Genomic DNA, 20369 nt, shown 5'->3' with positions numbered 1-20369 from the left:
AACTTTAAAATAGAATTTAGTGTTTTATTTTTCAGCATTGATTTATCTCTTGCATATATGTAAACTTATAGTTATTTTTAGAAAATGAACCATGCCGTTATGACAGAAATTGATATAGAAAAAGAAAATAAAGCAATCGCTCAAGAATACAAAGAATTACTACGTATCAGTTACCAAACCTTGACTCCCGAAGACAAGAAATTGATCCGTAAAGCTTTTGATGTTGCGGTAGAAGCCCATAAAGAACAGAGAAGAAAATCAGGTGAAGCCTATATCTTCCATCCTATTGCTGTGGCAAAAATTGTCGCTTCTGAAATAGGTTTGGGAGCTACATCCATTGCTGCTGCATTACTTCACGATGTTGTTGAAGATACACCCACTACCGTAAAAGACATAGAGCGTATTTTTAATCCAAAAGTGGCACAACTTGTTGAAGGTTTGACTAAAATATCATTAGTTCAAAAAGACATGAATGTGTCTATGCAAGCGGAAAATTTCCGTAAAATGCTTTTGACACTTAATGATGATGTACGTGTAATCCTTATCAAGATCGCCGATAGATTGCATAATATGCAAACTATGGAGTCAATGGATGACCATAAGCAAGTTAAAATTGCATCAGAAACATTATATATTTATGCTCCCTTAGCACATCGTTTGGGTTTATATAATATCAAAAACAAACTAGAAGACTTAGGTTTAAAATATACAGAACCCACCGTTTACAATGAAATTGTAAGTAAAATAAAAGAAACGAAAGAGCAACAAGATGCTTATATTAAGGATATTTCAGATATCATTAAAACATCATTAGATGCTGAAGGAATAGAATATGTAATAAAAGGACGCCCAAAATCCATCTATTCAATTCGACGAAAAATGAAGGCTCAAAACGTAAGCTTTGATGAAGTTTATGACAAATTTGCCCTTCGTATTGTTTACAGATCAGCTCCACCTGAGGAAAAATTTCTAGCGTGGAAAATCTATTCTATAGTAACTGATCATTACAGACCAAGTCCGAGTCGTTTGCGCGATTGGATTTCATCACCAAAATCCACCGGATATGAAGCCTTGCACATAACCGTTATGGGGCCAAAAGGAAGATGGGTTGAAGTACAAGTTCGAAGTGAACGAATGGATGAAATTGCTGAGAAAGGCTATGCAGCACACTACAAATACAAAAATGGAGTGTCTGAAGAAGGTGGTTTAGATAATTGGTTAAACCTATTAAAAGAAGCACTTGAAAACTCAGAAACTAGTGCGGTAGATTTTGTCGAGGATTTCAAAATGAATCTTTACTCTAAGGAAATCTATGTTTTTACTCCAAAAGGAGATATAAAATCGTTACCAAAGGGCGCAACATCACTTGATTTTGCTTTTAGCATACACTCCGAAATAGGAATTAAAACTCGCGGAACAAGAGTTAACGGAAAACTGGTGCCGCTTAATTATGAATTAAAAAATGGTGACCAGGTTGAAATAATTACCTCTGCAAATCAAAAGCCAACAATGAACTGGCTTGATTATGTTACCACCTCGCGTGCCAAAAATAAGATTAGAAACGTACTGAACGAAAATACCAAAAAGATTGCCGAAGATGGAAAAGAAGTACTTACACGTAAACTTAAACATCTTAAAGTCACGCTAAACGAGTCAGTTGTTAATGACTTGGTTAATTTCTTCAAGTTAAAAACCAGTTTGGATTTATTTTACAGAGTTGGTGTAGGCTCGATTGAAAATCAACAACTTAAAGATTTTGCTGCTCAGAGAAGCAATACTTTAATGAATTTCTTTAAAAGCAAGATCAAACGTACGGAGCAAACTGCAGATGTCGACATCCACAAACAGGTGTTGAACAGCAATTACGATATGCTAGTATTTGGTAAAGCACAGGATAAATTAGATTATAAATTATCTGCCTGTTGCAATCCCATTCCTGGAGATCCCGTTTTTGGATTTGTAACTATCAACGAAGGAATCAAGGTACATAAAAGAGATTGCCCGAATGCCATTTCCATGCAGTCTAATTATGCCTATCGCATAATGCAGGCAAAATGGATCGACTCTTCACAACAAGAGTTTAAAGCTATTCTTAATATTACGGGAATGGATACTTTAGGACTTACGAATGAGTTGACCAAAGTGATTTCGAATAACATGCACGTCAACATCCAAAGCATTGCACTTAATGGTGAAGCAGGTCTCTTTAAGGGACAAGTGGTTGTTGTTGTCCAAAACATCACTATTTTGAAAAAACTGATAGATAACATCAAGAAAATTGATGGAGTTGATAAAGTGACACGGATCTATAAAAATTAGCAGCATGACCCACAGCGAGCAATACTACATGCAAAACAAATTAATTAATCAAAAAAATATTTAATCCACCTTTTATTCCCACTTTGGGAGTCAAGTGGCTAAAATTTTTTATTATCTTTGCCAGATATGACACTCATTTCCACAGATAACAACAAAAACCAAGAAATTGTAAAAAATGTTTTTACAATGTATCTTGAAAAAAAAGGGCATCGAAAAACTCCTGAACGTTACTCTATCCTTCAGGAAATTTATGAAAGTGAAGAACATTTTGATATAGAAAATCTTTATATCAAAATGAAAAACAAAAACTATCGTGTCAGTAGAGCTACATTATACAATACAATCGAATTATTATTGGACTGTGCTTTAGTTCGTAAACATCAGTTTGGCCAAAATCAAGCGCATTACGAAAAATCGTATTTCGACAAACAGCACGATCATATTATCATGACCGATACTGGAGAGGTAATCGAATTTTGTGATCCAAGGATACAATCAATCAAAAGTACAATCGAAGAAATATTCGATATTGAAATAACTAATCACTCCTTATATTTTTATGGAGTTAAAAAAGTTCCGAAATCAGAAACTGATATTTAGGAAATAATAAATACACGAACAACTTGCAAAGTGTTCATCGAATAAAAACTTAACTACAAACAATAAACAGAATGGCCGTAGATTTATTACTAGGATTACAATGGGGAGATGAAGGAAAAGGAAAAATCGTTGATGTACTTACCTCAAATTATGATATTATTGCTCGTTTTCAAGGTGGGCCAAATGCTGGACATACTTTAGAATTTGACGGAATAAAACATGTACTTAGAACCATTCCTTCTGGAATTTTTCATAAAACAGCTGTAAATGTAATTGGTAACGGGGTAGTTATCGATCCTGTAGTTTTTCAAAAAGAAATCGAAGGTCTTGAGAAATTTAATTTAGACATTAAAAGTAAATTAATCATTTCAAGAAAAGCACATTTAATTTTACCAACTCACCGTTTATTAGATGCTGCTTCGGAAGCATCAAAAGGGAAAGCAAAAATTGGTTCTACTCTTAAAGGTATTGGGCCAACTTACATGGACAAAACGGGTAGAAACGGAATTCGTGTTGGAGATATCGAATTAGAAGATTTCAAAGAAAGATATAGAGCTCTTGCTGACAAGCATGAAGCAATGATTGCGTTTTATGACGTAAACATTCAATACAATCTAGACGAACTTGAAAAAGAATTTTTTGAATCTATTGAAGATTTGAAAAAATTAGATTTTATTGATAGTGAAGAATATTTACACCAAGCTCAAAAAGCAGGTAAATCAATTTTATGTGAAGGAGCTCAAGGTTCATTACTTGATGTTGATTTTGGAACATATCCATTTGTAACTTCATCTAACACTACTGCTGCAGGTGCCTGTACAGGATTAGGAATTGCTCCTAACAAAATCAAAGAAGTATACGGGATTTTCAAAGCATACGTAACTCGTGTAGGTAGCGGACCATTCCCTACTGAACTTTTTGACGAAGATGGAACTACAATGGCGCGCGTAGGAAATGAATTTGGATCTGTTACAGGAAGACAAAGACGTTGTGGATGGTTAGACTTAGTAGCATTAAAATATGCTGTACAAGTAAATGGTGTGACACAATTGATGATGATGAAAGGTGATGTACTTTCTGGATTCGAAACTTTGAAAGTGTGTACCGATTACAACTATAAAGGTGAAAAAATCGCTCATTTCCCTTACAACATTGAGCCAGAAAATGTAACTCCAGTTTACAAAGAATTCAAAGGTTGGAAAGCTGATTTAACTGGTATGACAACATACGAGGAATTACCTATCGAACTAAAAGAGTATATCGAATATATCGAGCAAGAAATTGAAGTTCCTATAAAAATTGTTTCTGTAGGACCAGATAGAAAACAAACTATCCTTAAATAAGGTTAACTAACGTCCCGATGAATCGGGACGTTTTTTTTTATAAAAATAGTATTTTTACAATTCACAAATTCAATTTGTAAAAAGTATAACCTCAATGAATCTGCCTAAAAAATATAGCCTTTTCCTATTCCTCTTTTTATATTTGGTACTTTTTTCATCTTGTAAAAAAGAAGATTTACCAATTGCCAATGAGAATGATTTAGAATATATGATTTCAGGTTCGGCTATTATGTACAAGGATAAACCCATTCAACTGATCGGAGCAAATGCTTTTCATGTATTTAGCGTTGGTAGTAGCGACATGAATGGTTGGAACCTTGATATTGCAAGAGAATTCATTGGAAATAGTAAAGAAACGCCACTCACAGATGGTCCAATCCAATCTTCAAGTGGTTCCTATCTCTATTCCTTGCAAAGCATCGTTGATGACAATCGAAGAAACAACAGAATAACTATTCTATGCGCCTTTGGCTGGGATGGTAACAGCGAAACCGAATTTACTGGTAAAAGTCCAACACAAACTTCTTGGTGGAATGCTTATAAAGTAATCCTAGCACAATGGGCCGTCCAATTCAAAAACCAACCAGATGTTTGGATTGAAGTCTGGAATGAACCTTATCGATACGATAGAGCTGATGGATATACCGATGCGCAATGGATCAACGATATGACTGAACTATCTACAATTATACGAGGCACAGGCAATAAAAACATCATCCTAATTCCTTGTGCAGAACAAGGCCAAGACGAGAGTGTTCTATTAAATAAAGCAAATGAATTCTTAGCTAACAAATCAAATATTTTATTTGATATTCATGGGTATGAAAAATGGCTTTTGGATAAGCCATCATCAATTGACTCCCGATTAAGCCAATTACAAAATAAAAAAATACCAATTATTTTTGGAGAAACCGCCCCAATGAATGCGGGGCTTCTAATGAATCCAAAACCGTTTTTGGATATTCTTTCTACCCGTGGACTTTCAGTTTGTGCTTGGGTATGGAAAAAAGACGCGACTGATCAAGATGCATTACTAACCACTTCAGGTCTTCCAAATGACAATAACAATAATAATTGGGGAACTACATTTAAAAACCTTAGTTTAAGTCCTAGAAACCCTTAATTTTACGCTAACAAATCAAAATAAAACGAATGCAAAACCCTGAAATAAAGATTAAGCAAACCGAACTACTTTCTGATAACTGGTACGTTTTAAACAAAGTAACTTTCGATTATCAAAAAAATGACAATTCTTGGATTACCCAAAAAAGAGAAGTCTATGACAGAGGAAATGGATCTGCTATACTGCTTTACAACACAAAACAAAAAACAGTCATTTTAACTCGTCAGTTTCGTTTACCAACTTATCTCAACGGAAACAAAACAGGGATGATGATTGAGGTTTGCGCGGGTATGTTAGACCAAGACAATCCAGAACAATGCATCATAAGAGAAACTGAAGAAGAAACTGGATATCGCCTTACAACAGTTCACAAGGTTATGGAAACTTATATGTCTCCTGGTGCTGTAACTGAAATTTTATACTTATTCGTAGGTGAATATGACGAATCTATGAAGGTAAATGAAGGCGGCGGAGTAGCACATGAAGAGGAAAACATTGATGTGATGGAAATGTCTTATGACGAAGCTTATGCGATGATTGCGTCTGGGAAAATTAAAGATGCGAAGACAATCCTCTTATTGCAGCATGCTAAAATTAATCAGCTCGTTTAAAAAACTACCTCTTGAGAATTTAGAATATGAATAACCAGACAAAAGGTGTTTTATTCGCATTGTTTGCTACCTTACTTTGGTCAGTGAATTTCGTGATTGCAAGCGGTATAAAAGGCCATATTCCGCCAGTAGGGTTAGCATTTTGGAGGTGGACAATCGCTTGTGTAGTCTTAGCTCCTTTTGCAATAAAAAGCACTATTAAAAGTTGGGGTGACGTAAAGAAAAATATTCGTTTTCTTGCCATCACAGCAGTGCTTGGAATCACCATATTTAACACGTTGATTTATTTTGCTGGCAAAACAACCTCTGCAGTGAACTTGTCTTTAATTGCTATTTCCATTCCTTTATTTATTGTGGCGCTATCCCGAATTGCTTTTAAGGAAAAAATAAGTAACTTCAAAATTGTTGGCATCCTAACAATCATACTAGGCGTTCTAATACTAATTACCAAAGGCTCTTTACAGTCTTTGCTTCAAATACAGTTTGCAATTGGCGACCTATTAATGCTGATTGCTTGTCTTTTCTTTGCGGGCTATACCATTTTGGTACGGCTTAAGCCTAAAGAAATTCCATCAAATGTATTTTTGTTTGCCCTCTTTATTATAGGAACGATTCTGCTGATGCCTTTTTATATTTTAGAGCACTTGTATTACAAACAAGTCATTTTTGACTCCACAACAATTTATGCCACAACATATGTTGGAATATGTGCATCACTAATTTCATACTATTTATGGAATGAAGCAATTAGTCTAATAGGAACTAATAAAACGGCATTGATCTATTATTAATTCCGATTTTCAGCGGAATATTAGCCTACTTTTTTTTAAACCAAGACATTGTTTTAACTCAAATTATAAGCATGGGAATTATTATTACGGGTTTGTTGTTGACTAATAAAAAGGACTGATTTTTAGGTTTAGAGAAACTAATTTATTTCTAGTAGTCTTATTATAAACACTACGCTTATTCTTCTTATTTAAGTAAGTACTCGTTGTCATCAAGCACGAGAAGATGTAGAGCGGTTAGTTCAACATAGGTTTCGTTGATGGCTTTTCGAGGCCAACAAATCCTTATCTGTTATATGTCGCTTTTCTGTTGTTTTTCTGTTGTTTTAGGAAATGTTGGATAGCCTTCTTTCCATTTTCTTTCAATTGAATTCCACATTAAATATGGCCCATCAAAACCTTCAATGTAAATCAACTCAAATGTTTCTTTGTCAACTCTTCTGTATTCTGGTTGAAGAAAGTCGATTTTGTCTCTAAAGCCAAATCCTCTTAATGTTTTCCAATCGTCATTATCAGGAAGCTCGTTCGTTGTCTTATAATTTTCAATATTCTTGATTATTTTTTCACCAAGTTTTATGTCTGAACTTCTATTGATTGTCAAAGGTAATTTCCACCATATAAAATAAATCCCAATGGTTAGAACAAAAATTATCAATATGCCTAGAGTAAATTTTTTCATTCTCTCAAATAAATATTAGTTTTATTTCTTGATTTGTTGACTGGTTTTCCTTTCCTAAAAGTGGCATAAAACGTTCTAATGCTTTCCAGACTACTATGAATCAGACAAATAAAAAGTCATAGTCATCGCGTTTATCGTTCAATATAATCTATATATGCAATAGAATCTCTAAATAAGTAATTACCATTTCCTTTTCCAAATGGATAATACTTTTCAAAAATTTCGAACTGTTTTTGTTTAACATAATCTTTATCATATTGTCCTTTTTCAAGTGAAAACACAGATTCTAATATTCTTTTAGCATTTTCTTCATCGCCAATTTCGAAAGGTATTTTGTTTTGTAAAAAATTTAAAGATTGAGCTCTTGATGGTCCATTTTTGCTTAAACTACCTAATGAAAATTTATTTTTATTTTTAATTTGTTTCACGTCATTAACGATTCTCTCAATATATGACTTTCTTACTGCTCCAGCAATTTTTGTGTTTTCTAAAAAATGCTTGCTTTGTTCATAATTAAAATTCATTCGTTTGAATAAGAAATAAAACGGATATGAAGAAGTATTTCTTTGACAAGCAAATCTCAATAGTTCTTCAGCTCTAAAATCCTGTTTGTTTAGTAAAAATTCTTTATATAAATCTTCTTCGTATAGAACAGTTGACTTTTTTATAACTCTAGCTAATTCTGGAATATGACCAATTATTTTTACAGCTGGTTGTCCATCTTCTTGAATAGAGTATCTATCGATAATTTTAATTTATTTTAATAACTCTTCATCTAATAGAAAAGTATTATTATCACTTATAATTTCGCCATTTTGTGAATTTAATAAATGCGTATTTTCTATACCAATTTTCCCAATATTGCCAAGTAATTTTAACCACTTATTTGACTCATCATCTTTTACGTCTTGAATTAGTTTTATTAAATCTCCAGCTTTTATTTTAGTAGATTTCGCACTGTAACGGAAATAGATATCTGAAGAGTTTGTTTTCGAAGTGTCTTTAGTACAAATAATAGGTCTCGCTTTACTTTTTACAGAATAAAGTATCCCAATAGTTAAACTTTTATATTCGAACGTTCTTCTTTCGAATTGAATGTGAGGTGTGAAAACTTCATTAATATAATTTGTAATGTCTGCATCGTCAATATCTTCAAAATTACTTATTCCGATGATTTTATGAGGTTTGTTTTCAATTCCGAAAAATAATGCACCACCGTTATTATTTGCAAAAGCTGCTAAAGATTTACAATAAGTAGCTCGGGATGACTCAGTTTGCCAATCAAAATTGCTTTTAAATTCAATACAATATGATTCTCTTCTTTTAATGATATTGTCTACATCAGCAACTGCAAAGAACTCATTTAACCATTCATCAGTTAGTATTTCTGTCATTTTTAAAGGTTTTATGTTTCTATTGCCACCAAAAAGTACACCCGCTACAAAATAGCGCCTATACACCAAAAACTGGATAGATTGTCGCTACTAGAACTCATAGTATACACTCTCAAATATAGAACTAATTCTTCACAAAACTTATAACGATATTATAGAAACAAAAACGTTCTCAATAGCCCTGATGGAAATGAAAATCCCGAGCTCTTGCTAAAGAGCGAGGATTGTAATGTACAGCAGGACTGAAAGTTATTTTGAAAACAAATCCTACTGCTCCTAAAAACACAAAGCATAAAAAAAAGGAAACTCAACTAGCGTTGAATTCCCTTCTTTATAAATCTTATTTATTCCTATTTATTAGGTTGCGGTGTCATCCTTAAATAATATTTTATTTTTTTAAAGCCTTTTGGGAATTTAGCTGGAATGTCTTCGTCTTTTATAGATGGCGAAATAACCACATCATCACCATCTTTCCAGTTTGCCGGAGTTGCCACTTTATAATCTGCCGTTAATTGCAGACTGTCAATAACACGAAGGATTTCATCAAAATTTCTTCCTGTAGAAGCAGGATAAGTAAGTGTCAATTTTATCTTTTTATCAGGCCCGATTATAAAAACGGAACGAACAGTGAAGGTTTCATTTGCATTAGGATGAATCATATCATACAAATTAGCTACTTCTTTACTTTCATCAGCTATAATAGGGTATTGTAAAGTCACATTTTGAACTTCTTCAATGTCTTTTATCCACTTCAAGTGCGACTCAAGCCCATCAACACTTAGTGCAATGACTTTTGTATTGCGTTTAACAAATTCAGGGTAATAATTAGCAACGGTTCCTAACTCTGTAGTACAAACAGGTGTAAAATCAGCAGGATGTGAAAACAAAACGCCCCAAGAATCTCCTAACCATTCATGAAATTTTATTTTCCCTAATGTAGTTTCCGCTTCAAAATCTGGAGCTGTATCTCCTAATCGCAATGTTGCCATGACTTTTTGTTTTTAAATTCATCTAAAATTAATCAAAAAATCACGAAATGAATCACTAATACTCATAAATAAAACCAAATTTAACTAGCAACAACTTTCTTTTTAATATTGGGCAAAAAGTAAGTAAATATACCAATAAGAGGAAGATAGGAACTTATTTGATAAACATATTCAATACTAGTTTGATCTGCAAGATAACCCAAGAACGCTGAGCCTAAACCACCCATTCCAAAAGCAAAACCAAAGAATAATCCCGAAATCATTCCTACTTTTCCAGGCATCAATTCCTGGGCAAAAACTAAAATTGCTGAAAAAGCTGAAGCAATTACAACCCCAATAATTACTGATAAAACACCTGTCCAAAACAAATTAGCATAAGGCAATAGCAAAGTAAAAGGCGCTGCCCCTAAAATGGATATCCAAATAATATATTTTCTTCCAAAACGATCTCCTAAAGGCCCTCCAATTAAAGTTCCTGCAGCTACTGAAGCTAGAAACACAAACAAATGAAACTGGGAGTCTTGAATAGAAAGTCCGAATTTATGCATCAAATAAAAGGTAAAATAGCTTGACATACTTGTCATGTAGAAGAACTTAGAAAATATCAGCAACAATAAAATCGCAATAGAAATTTTGATTTTCTTTTTTGACAATGGAACAAAATCCTCTTCAATTACTACCTTTTTAGAAGCGCGTAACGACAAATGATTTTGATACCAAACAGCAATTCTAGATAATACCCAGATTCCGATGAAACCGGCAAGAATAAACCAAATGATATAAAATTGTCCATAAGGCGCAACAATAACAGCTACCATAAGCGGACCTATTGCACTCCCTGTATTTCCTCCTAACTGGAAAATAGATTGCGCCAATCCTCTTTTTCCGCCAGAACCTAAAAAGGCGACTCTGGAAGCTTCCGGGTGAAATATAGATGAACCAACCCCTACTAATGACACTGCTGCCAAAATCATCCAAAACTCAGTAGCAAACGATAATAATGCCAAGCCAGATATTGTAAAAAGCATTCCTATAACTAATGAATACGGCTTTGGTTTTTTGTCCGTATAAAAACCTATAAATGGTTGCAATAAAGAAGCTGTCAGTTGGTACACAAAAGTAATCAGTCCAATTTGGGTGAAATTAAGCTGAAAATTATCTTTTAATATGGGATAAGTCGCCGGAATAACGGACTGCATTAAATCGTTCAACAAATGAGCAAATGCAATGGAGAATAAAATGGAATAAACCGTTTTTTGGGCTAATACTGGATTGGATATTGTTTTTTCTGTATTGGAAAGAGTCTGCATAATCTAAGGTTGAAAAGAGGTGTCAAAGAAATTAAATAAATCGAAGGATAAAATACCAAACAGTTAATGTGATAAAAGAAAGAGGAATTCCATATCCTATCATCATGCTGCTCAGTCTAGGTTTTAATCCATGTGTGCTTGCCAAAATACTTGCTGTAATCATGGGGGCCATTGCTGCTTCCATTATAGAAACTTCAATCATTTTTGAATGTTGATTCAAAACGATAACGTACAAGAAATAAATTACGGCTGGAGTCAATATCAATTTATACAAAAGACCCAGTCCTAAGAATTTCCAATGCTGACTTCTACTTTCAAAGCGCAATTGCAATCCTACTGAAACCAATGCTAAGGGAGTAACTCCACTTCCTATTTTTTGTAATACAAATTGAATCCACTCGTGAAAATCGAAACCAAGTACATTCATGACACAAGCCAAAACAAAAGTGACAAACGGCGGGAAAAACATGATTTTCTTCACAATTTGAACTCCGTTTTGCTCTCCACTAGAATATAATGTTGCTACAAGAATTCCCAATGTGGACAATACCACAAAAGTACCCGGCTGATCGACTAAAATAGCCGTTTTCATACCATCAGCGCCATATAAAGCTTGAATTATTGGGAATCCTAAAAAGGAAGTGTTACCAAGACCAGCTGTTAAAATTAAACAACCCGTGAGCTTTTTAGACCAATTGAACTTTCTTCCTAAAAATCCAAAGAAAAAATAAGCGAGTATAAAACCAATCCAGGTTACTCCAATAGGAAATAGCAATTGGTTGTTCCAATGCACTTTTGGAATAAAATACAATGCCAAAGCGGGAAGGCAAATGTAAATTACAATCTTGTTTAATAACTTATAGCTATCTGTAGGAAACCATTTAATTTTCTGGAAAGCCAGTCCGACAAAAAGATAAAGAAAAATTAGAATAATATTGATCATAGCACAACAAATATATCCACTAAATTAATAGCACATAGGATAAAAGAACAAAAATATTAAAGAAGTTCCTATAATTTTAAAGCTGTCATATCTAAGATGCTTTTGCCGCCTATTTTATCATAAAAATGTCATTTAATCACAATAATTCATGTTTAAGTGCTAATTTTACTAAAAATGATTTCAATTTTGGAAAACGATAAAATAAAACATTCTTCTGCCCTTCAAGAGAAAGCGGGTATTCCTGCACCAGAAATATTCAGCCCTTCGGTAGTAAAAACTATTCAGAAATTCAGGAGAATACAACCCTCTCCCGAAGAGTTAGTTAATGGAATTTTATCTGGTAGCATAACCGCTTTAAGCCGTGCTATTACTTTGGTCGAAAGCACCAATCCTGATCATTTGGCGAAAGCCAACGAGGTAATAAAAGCTTGTTTACCTCATGCCAATAAATCAGTAAGAATAGGAATCACCGGTGTTCCCGGAGTAGGAAAAAGTACTTTTATAGAAGCTTTTGGAAAACACTTAACTGGCTTAGGCAAAAAAGTGGCCGTATTGGCAGTTGATCCCAGTAGCACCATTTCACATGGAAGTATCTTAGGAGACAAAACCCGTATGGAAGAATTAGTGAAGGACAAGAATGCTTACATCCGTCCATCAGCTTCAGGAGAAACATTAGGTGGTGTGGCTAGAAAAACCAGAGAATCAATCAGTTTATGTGAAGCCTGTGGTTTCGACACCATTATTATAGAAACCGTTGGCGTAGGCCAAAGCGAAACTGCTGTGCATAGTATGGTCGATTTCTTTCTGCTATTGAAAATTGCGGGAGCAGGAGATGAACTGCAAGGAATCAAACGCGGAATTATGGAAATGGCGGATGCTATTGTCATTAACAAAGCAGATGGAGATAATATCAGAAAAGCAAAACTGGCAAAAAGCGAATTCAACAGAGCTCTACATCTTTTTCCAGCTAAAAAATCGGGCTGGATACCTACTACTGCAACCTGTAGTGCCATTAATCAAGATGGAATCCCAGAAGTATGGGAAACTATCAAAAAGTTTATAGAACTTACTAAAGGCAACGACTATTTTTATCAAAAACGATCAGAGCAAAATGAATATTGGTTAATGGAAACCATCAATGAACAAATAAAACTGCGTTTTTATAACCATCCTACAATTCAAAGCATATTAGATTCCACAAAAAAAGCGGTGCATAATGATGAAATTTCACCATTTGCAGCCGCTCAATTATTGTTGAAAGAGTATTTTAAGTAACTATTTACTCTTTCTCGTAACGTTCCATTTCTTTGTCGTAAAAAGCATTTGCTTGCTCGACTAAGCCTTCCATTTCAGCATTTAACTCTCCTTCATCAAGGTCTTCTGCTTCTTCCATAAACTCAACCTCATCATCTTTAAGATTGATTATAAATCTTGGATAATCTAAATGTATGATGAAAATATCTTCAGGAAAATCAGTATTGTCACCCAGTAAAAACTTTGGTAATTCCATTTGTAATTTATATTTAATGTTTTTATAGTATCACTGGCTTATTGACCCAACGACTAGACAAATAACCGAATAAAGTTTTAAAAAATCTATTTATCGGAAAGAATTATTGGAGCTCCAGCTTTTCCCATGAAAATGATCTTGGTGTTTGGTGATGCAGCTAATTCTTTTTGTGCTTTAATTGTTTCGTACTGCAGTTGTTTGTCCGTCAGACCAGTAGAGATGATTTTTTGATAATCAGCAATACCTTGTGCTTCCACTCTTTTACGTTCTGCTTCTTGTTTCTCTTTTTGTAGAACAAAAACCATCTTTTGAGCATCTTGCTCGGCATTAATTTTACTCTCAATTGTCTTTTTCACAGACGTTGGAAGATTGATGTTTCTAATCAGCAATGACTCGAGTACTAGTCCTCTTGATTTAAAATCGGCTTCAATGCTCTTAAAAATACCATCTTGGAATTCATTCCTTTTGGTTGAATACAAAGCAACAGCGTCATAAAAAACAGCATTATCACGGATACGTGTTCTTGTAACTGGACGAACAATTTTATCAATATAGTTCACTCCAATTTCTTTAAAAATTGTTGGAGCATCCGTAGAAGACACACGATATAATACCGTCAAGTCAATCACTACCTCAAGTCCGTCATTTGACAATACCCTAATAGCATCATCTCCTTGTTGATCCCCTTCAGTTGGAGCAGACGACATCGTATAATTTTGAGTTTGAATATCAAAAATAGTTACATCTAAAAGAGGGTTGATAACATGCAATCCCGGGTCTAAAACCCCTGATTCAACATTTCCGTATAACGATTTGACTCCCACTTTTCCGGCATCTATCTGTTTAAACGCTGCAGAAAAAATACCAACTATGATTAATAATATCCCAATAATCCGAGCTAAACTGGAGAATTTTGAGAATGGATTTTGATCTTGTTTCAAAGTAAAGCTCATAACCAATAAGATTATGCCTAGAATAATAAGTAATATCATGTATTTTATTTTAGAATGTTATATCTGTCAAGTGAACAGAAAAACAAATTAGAAGAATACGTGAGGACAAACTTATTTTGAGGTTTTTTCTACAAGCAACCTATTTGTCAATCTCACAAAGCGAATATACAAAAATAAAGCGGCAATAGATAATCCTGCAAGGAGACCTATCCAAATCCCTGCCCCTTTTAGCTCAGTATAAAGACCTAAATAAATTGATATTGGAAAACCAACTACCCAATAGGCTACAAAAGTGATGTACATTGGCACTTTTACGTCTTGTAATCCTCTTAACGCACCTAAGAAAACTACCTGAATCCCATCTGAAATTTGAAAAACCGCTGCAACTAATAACAATTGTGCCGCGATAGTAACTACCTCCGTATTTACAGCTAAATCGTGTGCATTATTCATATCAACAAACAAAGCGGGTAACTGTGTATGGAACAGTACAAATATTAGTGCAAAAAAAGTTTCTACTACGATAACCAATAAAAATATAGAAAAGGCAACGATACGCAGCTGCTTGTAATCACCTAAGCCTTTTTGATTCCCCACTCTAATGGAAGCTGCAACACTTAAACCCATGGCGAACATAAACGTAAAACTAGCCAAACTTAATGCAATTTGATTTGCTGCCTGGTTCACTATTCCTAAAAGACCCGAAAGCCAAATTGCTCCAGTGAATAAACCCACTTCAAAAAACATTTGCATGGCAGAAGGTGCACCTATATGAATAATTTTCATATTCATCTCTTTTTTGATGTTTTTCAGAGAAAACTTCTCGAAAAAAGGATGAAATTTTTCCTTTTTTTGCATCATATAATGCATATAACCTAGCATTACAAAACGGGATACAATAGTTCCTATTCCTGCACCTATAATTCCTAACTCTGGAAAAATCCAAATACCATAAATAAACAAATAATTTAAAACGACATTTACTACGTTTCCTAAAATGGTTGCCCACATAGAATACTTGGTCTCACTCATTCCATCGGCAAATTGTTTATAACCTTGAAAAATGATTAACGGAATCAATGAAAAAGCTACAATGTCTAAATAAGGTTTAGCTAGTTCAACCACATTATCTGGCTGCCCCATAAAACCTATTATTGGTTTTGAGAAAAAAATCAAACCAAAAAGGATCGCTCCTAAAATGGTGCATAAATACAATCCATGATGAAAGGCACTTCGCCCTTCTTCAATGTTTTTTCGTCCGTCAGCTTGTGCAGCCAATGGCGTAATTGCTGTTGAGAACCCAATTCCCAGTGACATTGCAATAAAAACAAAGCTATTTCCAAGAGAAACCGCGGCTAACTCTGTCGGGCCTAACTTACCCACCATAATATTATCTACAATACCAACAACGGTATGTCCTAACATACCTAAAATTATAGGATAGGCTAATCTTAAATTATACGAAAACTCTTTTGTGTAGGTAGCTAAATTCAATTTCTCTTTTTTTGATGGCAAATATAATTAGAACCATTTTAATGTTCCTGCAATATTCAATTAATATACACTACAATTTATGGTGTTTTTTTGCATTTTATATTATTATGTAACAAAATCAAATAATTCTATAACATTTCAGCCTATGTGCATATATACATTTGTACCTGTCGAAAGGAGTGTAATTAAGCATCTCAAAAAAGACAAATTATATAACCCAATTAATACGATTATGAAAGTTACAGGAAAAATTAAAATGTTATTTGTATTTGCAGTATCAATGATGTTTGCAAATAATGCACAAGCACAAGACACAGCAGTAAAAAATTACGATCAAGGTTTCAAATTAGGATTTGGTGTTAGTGGCGGATATGCTACTCAAGACCCATATAAATTAGCTTTGGGTGCTGATGCAAGATTACAATATGATTTAACAAAAAGATACTCTTTAACTTTAACTACTGGATTTACAAATCTTTTTGTAAGTGAAGCTGATGCATTTCCAGGTGAAGCTACTGGAAAAGATTTAGGATTCATTCCAGCTAAAGCAGGTTTCAAAGCATTCGTTTGGAATGACGAATTTTATGTAATGGGAGAAGCTGGTGCTGCATTTGCAGTTACTAACGGTTTTGACCAAACATCTTTAATCTTAGCGCCAAGTATTGGTTATGCATCTAAATACATTGACGTTTCATTACGTTACGAGCACTATTCTGACTTTAGAAAAGTGAATAACAATGGAACTACAGGAAAAGGTGTTGGACAAATTGGTGTACGTTTAGCTTACGGGTTTGAACTATAAAACCATTATTTCGATTAGTAAAAAAAATGCGCTGAATTTCAGCGCATTTTTTTTGTTTTAGATTTTGATGTATAATCCAACGATAAAACAAACTACCAAATCACTTTTCTTTTTTCAGCATATCTTTATAAATCTGGAAATTAGCTTTTACCTTATCATCTAATTCCGGTTCTTTTATATCGGTATGTTTCTGCATTTCTTCCCAGATAATTTTGGCAACTATATAGCGAGCCATATCCTTATCGTCAGAAGGAATTATATACCAAGGCGCATTTTCAGTAGCCGTTTTATTAATTGCCTCCTGATAATATTGCATATATTCATCCCAGTGTTCACGCTCTTTCAAATCCCCTGGCGAAAATTTCCAGTGGTGCTCCTCTTCTTCTAGTCTTCGCAACAAGCGTTGGCGCTGCTCTTCTTTACTCATATGAAAATAAAATTTCATCACAATTGTTCCGTTTTGAGTAATATGCTTTTCAAAATTATTGATTTGCTCCATTCTGTTTTCCCAAAACTGAGGCGTAATATCTTCTACCTTCTCAATACCTGGCAAATTTTCACTCAATATATATTCAGGATGCACACGAGTAACCAAAACATTCTCATAATGCGTTCTGTTAAAAACGGCAAATTTCCCTTTTTCAGGTAAAGCCAGATAATGTCTCCACAAATAATCGTGTTCCAGCTCTGTCGAATTTGGTGTTTTAAAACTATAAACCTCAACCCCACGCGGATTGAATTCCTTAAAAACTTCCCGAATCAAACTATCCTTTCCTGAAGTATCCATTCCTTGCAAACAAATCAAAACGCCATAGCGATTATGCGCATACATCACATCCTGCAATGCACTCAACTTCTCTTGAACCTTATCTAATTTCTCCTCCTTATCATCATCACTGGCTTTATTAAACAAGTTGGTAGGAATTTGAGACAAATCAATTTTGCCTGTCACTTTAAAATCATCGGGATTAATAGACTTCATAAGAAATATTTTATCTTTATAATCTCAAATATAACAAATAATTGGGTGATTCCTGATCAATTTCAGGAGCTATTTCCGGCTATTCGCTACAATCTTTCTAGTCCTGAACTTGTTTCAGGATCCTGAAACAAGTTCAGGGCTAGAAAGGATTTTCGCTGCTATCCGGGCTAGGGAACCCATTTTCACCATAACATTAATGAAAAAATTTACACTCGAATTACTATTTAAAATTATCGGAATAGGTTCCGCCTCAGGACTCTTATACAATGACAATACCTTGCTTTTGATTGGCGACAACAGCGGCTTCCTTTATGAATACAATATAGACAGCAGCAATTTAAAAAGCTATCCGCTTATTGAAAACCCAACCGAAAACATCGCAAAAAGCAATAAACCCGACTTTGAATCCTTAACTCAATACCAAGACACCGTATATGTATTTGGCTCAGGTTCTACCGCCAAAAGAAACTCTCTGGTCGAATTTGATTTAAACCAAAAAAAGAAAATCGCCACTAACAATATGGTCGATTTATACACCGTTATGCAAAGTTTTGGAAACCTCAAACCCGAAGATTTCAATCTCGAAGGCGCTATTTATGATGGTGAGAACTGGTATCTATTTAACCGTGGCAACGGAATTTCACAAAGAAATGTCCTCTTTAGCCTTCATGCAAAAAAACTAAGCGACGAATTCAGTCTAATGTCAAACGACTACAAACTCCCTAAAATAAAAGGAGTCCGCTCTACTTTTACAGATGCTGTTTTGGTCGATGGGAAAATTTATTTTTTGGCCACAGCCGAAAACACAAAATCAACCTACACAGATGGCGAGATTCTAGGAAGTCACATTGGCTGTATCAATCTCGAGACCATGAAAATTGAGTTTACTAAAAAAATTAGTGACAGTCATAAATTTGAAGGGATAACGGTTTTCAAAAATTCAACTAATAAAATCGAATTCTTGCTTTGCGAAGATAAGGACACCGACGTTCTGGAAACCCAAATTTACAAACTGACCTTAGACTTAAAATAAAAATGACCAACTATTTAAAAACAACAAAGAAGTCAACCCTCATTGGCGGAATTACATTTTTATTATTGCTTTTGATTGCTACTGCATTAGCATTTCCGTCTTTAAAACAACTTAATTTTAAATACGAAACTACATTCTATATCTCCCGATTAATTATTTGGTTCTGCCTGTTATTAGTTTATATGTATTCCGTTTATATAGAAAAACAAAACTTCCTGCTTTGGAAGGAGAAAAAATATTCTATTTCGTTTTATATCAAATCTATTTTTAAAGTAATGGGAACGCTACTATTAGCAATGTTTGTAGTTGGACTTTTATTTAAATTAACCGGCTCCAATATCGAAAGCAAAAAGATGGAAGAAGTCCTGAAATACTTCAACAACAACCTGCCTTTAATACTATTTACATCAATAACCGCAGGAGTTACTGAAGAGTTTTTCTTTAGAGGTTATCTAATTCCCAGACTAGAAATATTGCTTAAAAACACACATTGGGCAATCCTTATATCAAGTATTATTTTTGGGCTTATCCATTATAGTTATGGAACTTTAATACAAATAATAGCTCCGTTTATTATAGGACTTGTTTTGGCCTTACACTATCAAAAATACAGATCCATTACGATTATCATAATCTGCCATTTCTTATGGGATTTAATCGTACTACTTAACAAGACTTCCAACATGGTATAACTTTAAGGATTTTTTCACATTGTACTTCCATTTAAAAAAAGGGAATGGTTTAACTTTGCTAACAACATCTAAAATTGAATGAAATGACTGACTTAAAAAATAAAAATGCACTTATCACTGGTGCCGGAAAAGGAATAGGAAAAGCGATTGCTTTGGCATTAGCCAAAGAAGGAGTGAATGTGATTTTGGTTGCCAGAACACAAGAAGAAATTGACAACGTAGCGGCAAAAGCTCGCTCTTTGAGAGTAAAAGCACTTGCAATCACTGCTGATGTTGCTGATATCAACTCGGTAAACGCAGCTGCTGAAAAAGCATTAGCTGAATTTGGAACCATCGATATATTAATCAATAATGCCGGAATTGCCGCTTTTGGTAAATTCTTAGAATTGGAACCTGCAGCGTGGGAACGCATCATCCAAGTAAACTTAATGGGAACTTATTATATGACCCGCGCCATTTTGCCTAATATGATCGAAAGACAAACTGGCGATATTATCAATATTTCTTCAACTGCAGGATTAGCTGGAAACGCTTTAACAAGTGCATATAGTGCTTCTAAATTTGCCGTTTTGGGATTGACTGATTCTTTAATGCAAGAAGTTCGTAAGCACAACATCCGTGTGACTGCGTTGACTCCAAGTACTGTTGCCACAGAAATGGCTAAAGACTTAAATCTGACTGACGGAAATCCTGATAAAGTGATGCAAGCAGAAGATATGGCTGAATTGATAATCGCACAGTTAAAACTAAACCGACGCGTTTTCATTAAGAACAGTAGTATCTGGTCTACTAACCCGTAGTTAT

21 protein-coding genes are annotated in these 20369 nt (G+C 34.2%); 11 read left to right on the top strand and 10 right to left on the bottom strand.

The window, feature by feature from the left end; translation table 11 throughout:
* Window positions 1-99 precede the first annotated feature (99 nt).
* The 6 genes from BLV91_RS06895 to BLV91_RS06870 all read left to right on the top strand — a co-directional run bounded on the left by BLV91_RS06895 (window position 100) and on the right by BLV91_RS06870 (window position 6787).
* A complete protein-coding gene (locus BLV91_RS06895) occupies window positions 100-2319 on the top strand; it encodes a RelA/SpoT family protein (RefSeq protein WP_091431104.1) in 2220 nt (739 codons plus the stop codon).
* Between the two features lie 126 nt (window positions 2320-2445).
* Window positions 2446-2919: a Fur family transcriptional regulator gene (locus BLV91_RS06890; protein ID WP_091431102.1), complete on the top strand. Its 474-nt coding sequence runs from the start codon at window positions 2446-2448 to the stop codon at window positions 2917-2919.
* 71 nt (window positions 2920-2990) lie between these two features.
* Window positions 2991-4262 carry an adenylosuccinate synthase gene (locus tag BLV91_RS06885; protein ID WP_091431100.1) on the top strand — a complete coding sequence of 424 codons (1272 nt, stop codon included), beginning with the start codon at window positions 2991-2993 and terminating at the stop codon, window positions 4260-4262.
* Window positions 4263-4356: 94 nt separating this feature from the next.
* Entirely contained in the window at window positions 4357-5385 is a 1029-nt protein-coding gene (locus BLV91_RS06880; RefSeq protein WP_091431098.1) for a cellulase family glycosylhydrolase, read from the top strand.
* 29 nt (window positions 5386-5414) lie between these two features.
* Window positions 5415-5996, top strand: a complete 582-nt coding sequence (locus BLV91_RS06875) for an NUDIX domain-containing protein (protein WP_091431095.1) — start codon at window positions 5415-5417, stop codon at window positions 5994-5996.
* Window positions 5997-6022: 26 nt separating this feature from the next.
* Window positions 6023-6787, top strand: a complete 765-nt coding sequence (locus BLV91_RS06870) for a DMT family transporter (RefSeq protein WP_245709623.1) — start codon at window positions 6023-6025, stop codon at window positions 6785-6787.
* A 289-nt stretch (window positions 6788-7076) separates the two neighbouring features.
* Here the strand turns inward: BLV91_RS06870 and BLV91_RS06865 are convergent, their stop codons facing one another.
* The 6 genes from BLV91_RS06865 to BLV91_RS06840 all read right to left on the bottom strand — a co-directional run bounded on the left by BLV91_RS06865 (window position 7077) and on the right by BLV91_RS06840 (window position 12099).
* Window positions 7077-7463, bottom strand: coding sequence for a hypothetical protein (locus BLV91_RS06865; RefSeq protein ID WP_091431093.1), 387 nt, complete (start codon window positions 7461-7463; stop codon window positions 7077-7079).
* Between the two features lie 131 nt (window positions 7464-7594).
* Entirely contained in the window at window positions 7595-7987 is a 393-nt protein-coding gene (locus BLV91_RS06860; RefSeq protein WP_091431090.1) for a hypothetical protein, read from the bottom strand.
* A gap of 231 nt (window positions 7988-8218) precedes the next feature.
* Entirely contained in the window at window positions 8219-8857 is a 639-nt protein-coding gene (locus BLV91_RS06855; protein ID WP_091431088.1) for an ATP-binding protein, read from the bottom strand.
* A gap of 350 nt (window positions 8858-9207) precedes the next feature.
* The gene (locus BLV91_RS06850) at window positions 9208-9846 is read right to left on the bottom strand and encodes a peroxiredoxin (RefSeq protein WP_091431085.1); all 639 of its coding nucleotides are present in this window, start codon (window positions 9844-9846) and stop codon (window positions 9208-9210) included.
* A gap of 80 nt (window positions 9847-9926) precedes the next feature.
* Complete coding sequence (locus tag BLV91_RS06845) at window positions 9927-11156, bottom strand: MFS transporter (RefSeq protein ID WP_091431082.1); 1230 nt, start codon at window positions 11154-11156, stop codon at window positions 9927-9929.
* A gap of 31 nt (window positions 11157-11187) precedes the next feature.
* Complete coding sequence (locus tag BLV91_RS06840; RefSeq protein ID WP_091431080.1) at window positions 11188-12099, bottom strand: AEC family transporter; 912 nt, start codon at window positions 12097-12099, stop codon at window positions 11188-11190.
* Between the two features lie 174 nt (window positions 12100-12273).
* On the opposite strand from BLV91_RS06840, the gene meaB reads away from it, so the two are divergent.
* A complete protein-coding gene (meaB, locus tag BLV91_RS06835; RefSeq protein WP_091431077.1) occupies window positions 12274-13374 on the top strand; it encodes a methylmalonyl Co-A mutase-associated GTPase MeaB in 1101 nt (366 codons plus the stop codon).
* 4 nt (window positions 13375-13378) lie between these two features.
* Here the strand turns inward: meaB and BLV91_RS06830 are convergent, their stop codons facing one another.
* The 3 genes from BLV91_RS06830 to BLV91_RS06820 form a co-directional block, all read right to left on the bottom strand.
* A complete protein-coding gene (locus BLV91_RS06830) occupies window positions 13379-13609 on the bottom strand; it encodes a hypothetical protein (RefSeq protein WP_091431075.1) in 231 nt (76 codons plus the stop codon).
* A gap of 86 nt (window positions 13610-13695) precedes the next feature.
* Window positions 13696-14601, bottom strand: coding sequence for a prohibitin family protein (locus BLV91_RS06825; protein WP_091431073.1), 906 nt, complete (start codon window positions 14599-14601; stop codon window positions 13696-13698).
* Window positions 14602-14673: 72 nt separating this feature from the next.
* Entirely contained in the window at window positions 14674-16056 is a 1383-nt protein-coding gene (locus BLV91_RS06820) for an MATE family efflux transporter (protein WP_091431247.1), read from the bottom strand.
* 232 nt (window positions 16057-16288) lie between these two features.
* Here BLV91_RS06820 and BLV91_RS06815 point away from each other — a divergent pair, with 232 nt between their 5' ends.
* Entirely contained in the window at window positions 16289-16858 is a 570-nt protein-coding gene (locus BLV91_RS06815) for a hypothetical protein (RefSeq protein WP_091431071.1), read from the top strand.
* Between the two features lie 100 nt (window positions 16859-16958).
* Here BLV91_RS06815 and BLV91_RS06810 read toward each other — a convergent pair whose 3' ends face one another.
* Window positions 16959-17840, bottom strand: coding sequence for a PPK2 family polyphosphate kinase (locus BLV91_RS06810; protein ID WP_091431069.1), 882 nt, complete (start codon window positions 17838-17840; stop codon window positions 16959-16961).
* A 196-nt stretch (window positions 17841-18036) separates the two neighbouring features.
* Here BLV91_RS06810 and BLV91_RS06805 point away from each other — a divergent pair, with 196 nt between their 5' ends.
* The 3 genes from BLV91_RS06805 to BLV91_RS06795 all read left to right on the top strand — a co-directional run bounded on the left by BLV91_RS06805 (window position 18037) and on the right by BLV91_RS06795 (window position 20365).
* Window positions 18037-18873, top strand: a complete 837-nt coding sequence (locus BLV91_RS06805) for a DUF6929 family protein (protein ID WP_091431067.1) — start codon at window positions 18037-18039, stop codon at window positions 18871-18873.
* A gap of 2 nt (window positions 18874-18875) precedes the next feature.
* The gene (locus BLV91_RS06800; protein ID WP_091431065.1) at window positions 18876-19565 is read left to right on the top strand and encodes a CPBP family intramembrane glutamic endopeptidase; all 690 of its coding nucleotides are present in this window, start codon (window positions 18876-18878) and stop codon (window positions 19563-19565) included.
* Between the two features lie 83 nt (window positions 19566-19648).
* Window positions 19649-20365, top strand: coding sequence for a 3-ketoacyl-ACP reductase (locus tag BLV91_RS06795; RefSeq protein WP_091431062.1), 717 nt, complete (start codon window positions 19649-19651; stop codon window positions 20363-20365).
* The last annotated feature ends 4 nt before the right edge of the window (window positions 20366-20369 follow it).

Origin of the sequence: Flavobacterium degerlachei, assembly GCF_900106645.1 — a bacterium.
GTDB classification, from domain to species: domain Bacteria; phylum Bacteroidota; class Bacteroidia; order Flavobacteriales; family Flavobacteriaceae; genus Flavobacterium; species Flavobacterium degerlachei.
Note: the sequence above shows the minus strand (reverse complement) of the source record. Positions and strands in the feature narration are given on the sequence as shown.

Bases quoted from the DNA above. Each gene is read 5' to 3' on its own strand.
- BLV91_RS06850 (WP_091431085.1), bottom strand. From the start codon at position 9,846: ATGGCAACATTGCGATTAGGAGATACAGCTCCAGATTTTGAAGCGGAA.
- BLV91_RS06875 (WP_091431095.1), top strand. From the start codon at position 5,415: ATGCAAAACCCTGAAATAAAGATTAAGCAAACCGAACTACTTTCTGAT.
- BLV91_RS06865 (WP_091431093.1), bottom strand. From the start codon at position 7,463: ATGAAAAAATTTACTCTAGGCATATTGATAATTTTTGTTCTAACCATT.
- BLV91_RS06815 (WP_091431071.1), top strand. From the start codon at position 16,289: ATGAAAGTTACAGGAAAAATTAAAATGTTATTTGTATTTGCAGTATCA.
- BLV91_RS06880 (WP_091431098.1), top strand. From the start codon at position 4,357: ATGAATCTGCCTAAAAAATATAGCCTTTTCCTATTCCTCTTTTTATAT.
- BLV91_RS06800 (WP_091431065.1), top strand. From the start codon at position 18,876: ATGACCAACTATTTAAAAACAACAAAGAAGTCAACCCTCATTGGCGGA.
- BLV91_RS06845 (WP_091431082.1), bottom strand. From the start codon at position 11,156: ATGCAGACTCTTTCCAATACAGAAAAAACAATATCCAATCCAGTATTA.
- BLV91_RS06795 (WP_091431062.1), top strand. From the start codon at position 19,649: ATGACTGACTTAAAAAATAAAAATGCACTTATCACTGGTGCCGGAAAA.
- BLV91_RS06855 (WP_091431088.1), bottom strand. From the start codon at position 8,857: ATGACAGAAATACTAACTGATGAATGGTTAAATGAGTTCTTTGCAGTT.
- BLV91_RS06885 (WP_091431100.1), top strand. From the start codon at position 2,991: ATGGCCGTAGATTTATTACTAGGATTACAATGGGGAGATGAAGGAAAA.
- BLV91_RS06830 (WP_091431075.1), bottom strand. From the start codon at position 13,609: ATGGAATTACCAAAGTTTTTACTGGGTGACAATACTGATTTTCCTGAA.
- BLV91_RS06840 (WP_091431080.1), bottom strand. From the start codon at position 12,099: ATGATCAATATTATTCTAATTTTTCTTTATCTTTTTGTCGGACTGGCT.
- meaB (WP_091431077.1), top strand. From the start codon at position 12,274: ATGATTTCAATTTTGGAAAACGATAAAATAAAACATTCTTCTGCCCTT.
- BLV91_RS06825 (WP_091431073.1), bottom strand. From the start codon at position 14,601: ATGATATTACTTATTATTCTAGGCATAATCTTATTGGTTATGAGCTTT.
- BLV91_RS06810 (WP_091431069.1), bottom strand. From the start codon at position 17,840: ATGAAGTCTATTAATCCCGATGATTTTAAAGTGACAGGCAAAATTGAT.
- BLV91_RS06895 (WP_091431104.1), top strand. From the start codon at position 100: ATGACAGAAATTGATATAGAAAAAGAAAATAAAGCAATCGCTCAAGAA.
- BLV91_RS06890 (WP_091431102.1), top strand. From the start codon at position 2,446: ATGACACTCATTTCCACAGATAACAACAAAAACCAAGAAATTGTAAAA.
- BLV91_RS06860 (WP_091431090.1), bottom strand. From the start codon at position 7,987: ATGAATTTTAATTATGAACAAAGCAAGCATTTTTTAGAAAACACAAAA.
- BLV91_RS06870 (WP_245709623.1), top strand. From the start codon at position 6,023: ATGAATAACCAGACAAAAGGTGTTTTATTCGCATTGTTTGCTACCTTA.
- BLV91_RS06805 (WP_091431067.1), top strand. From the start codon at position 18,037: ATGAAAAAATTTACACTCGAATTACTATTTAAAATTATCGGAATAGGT.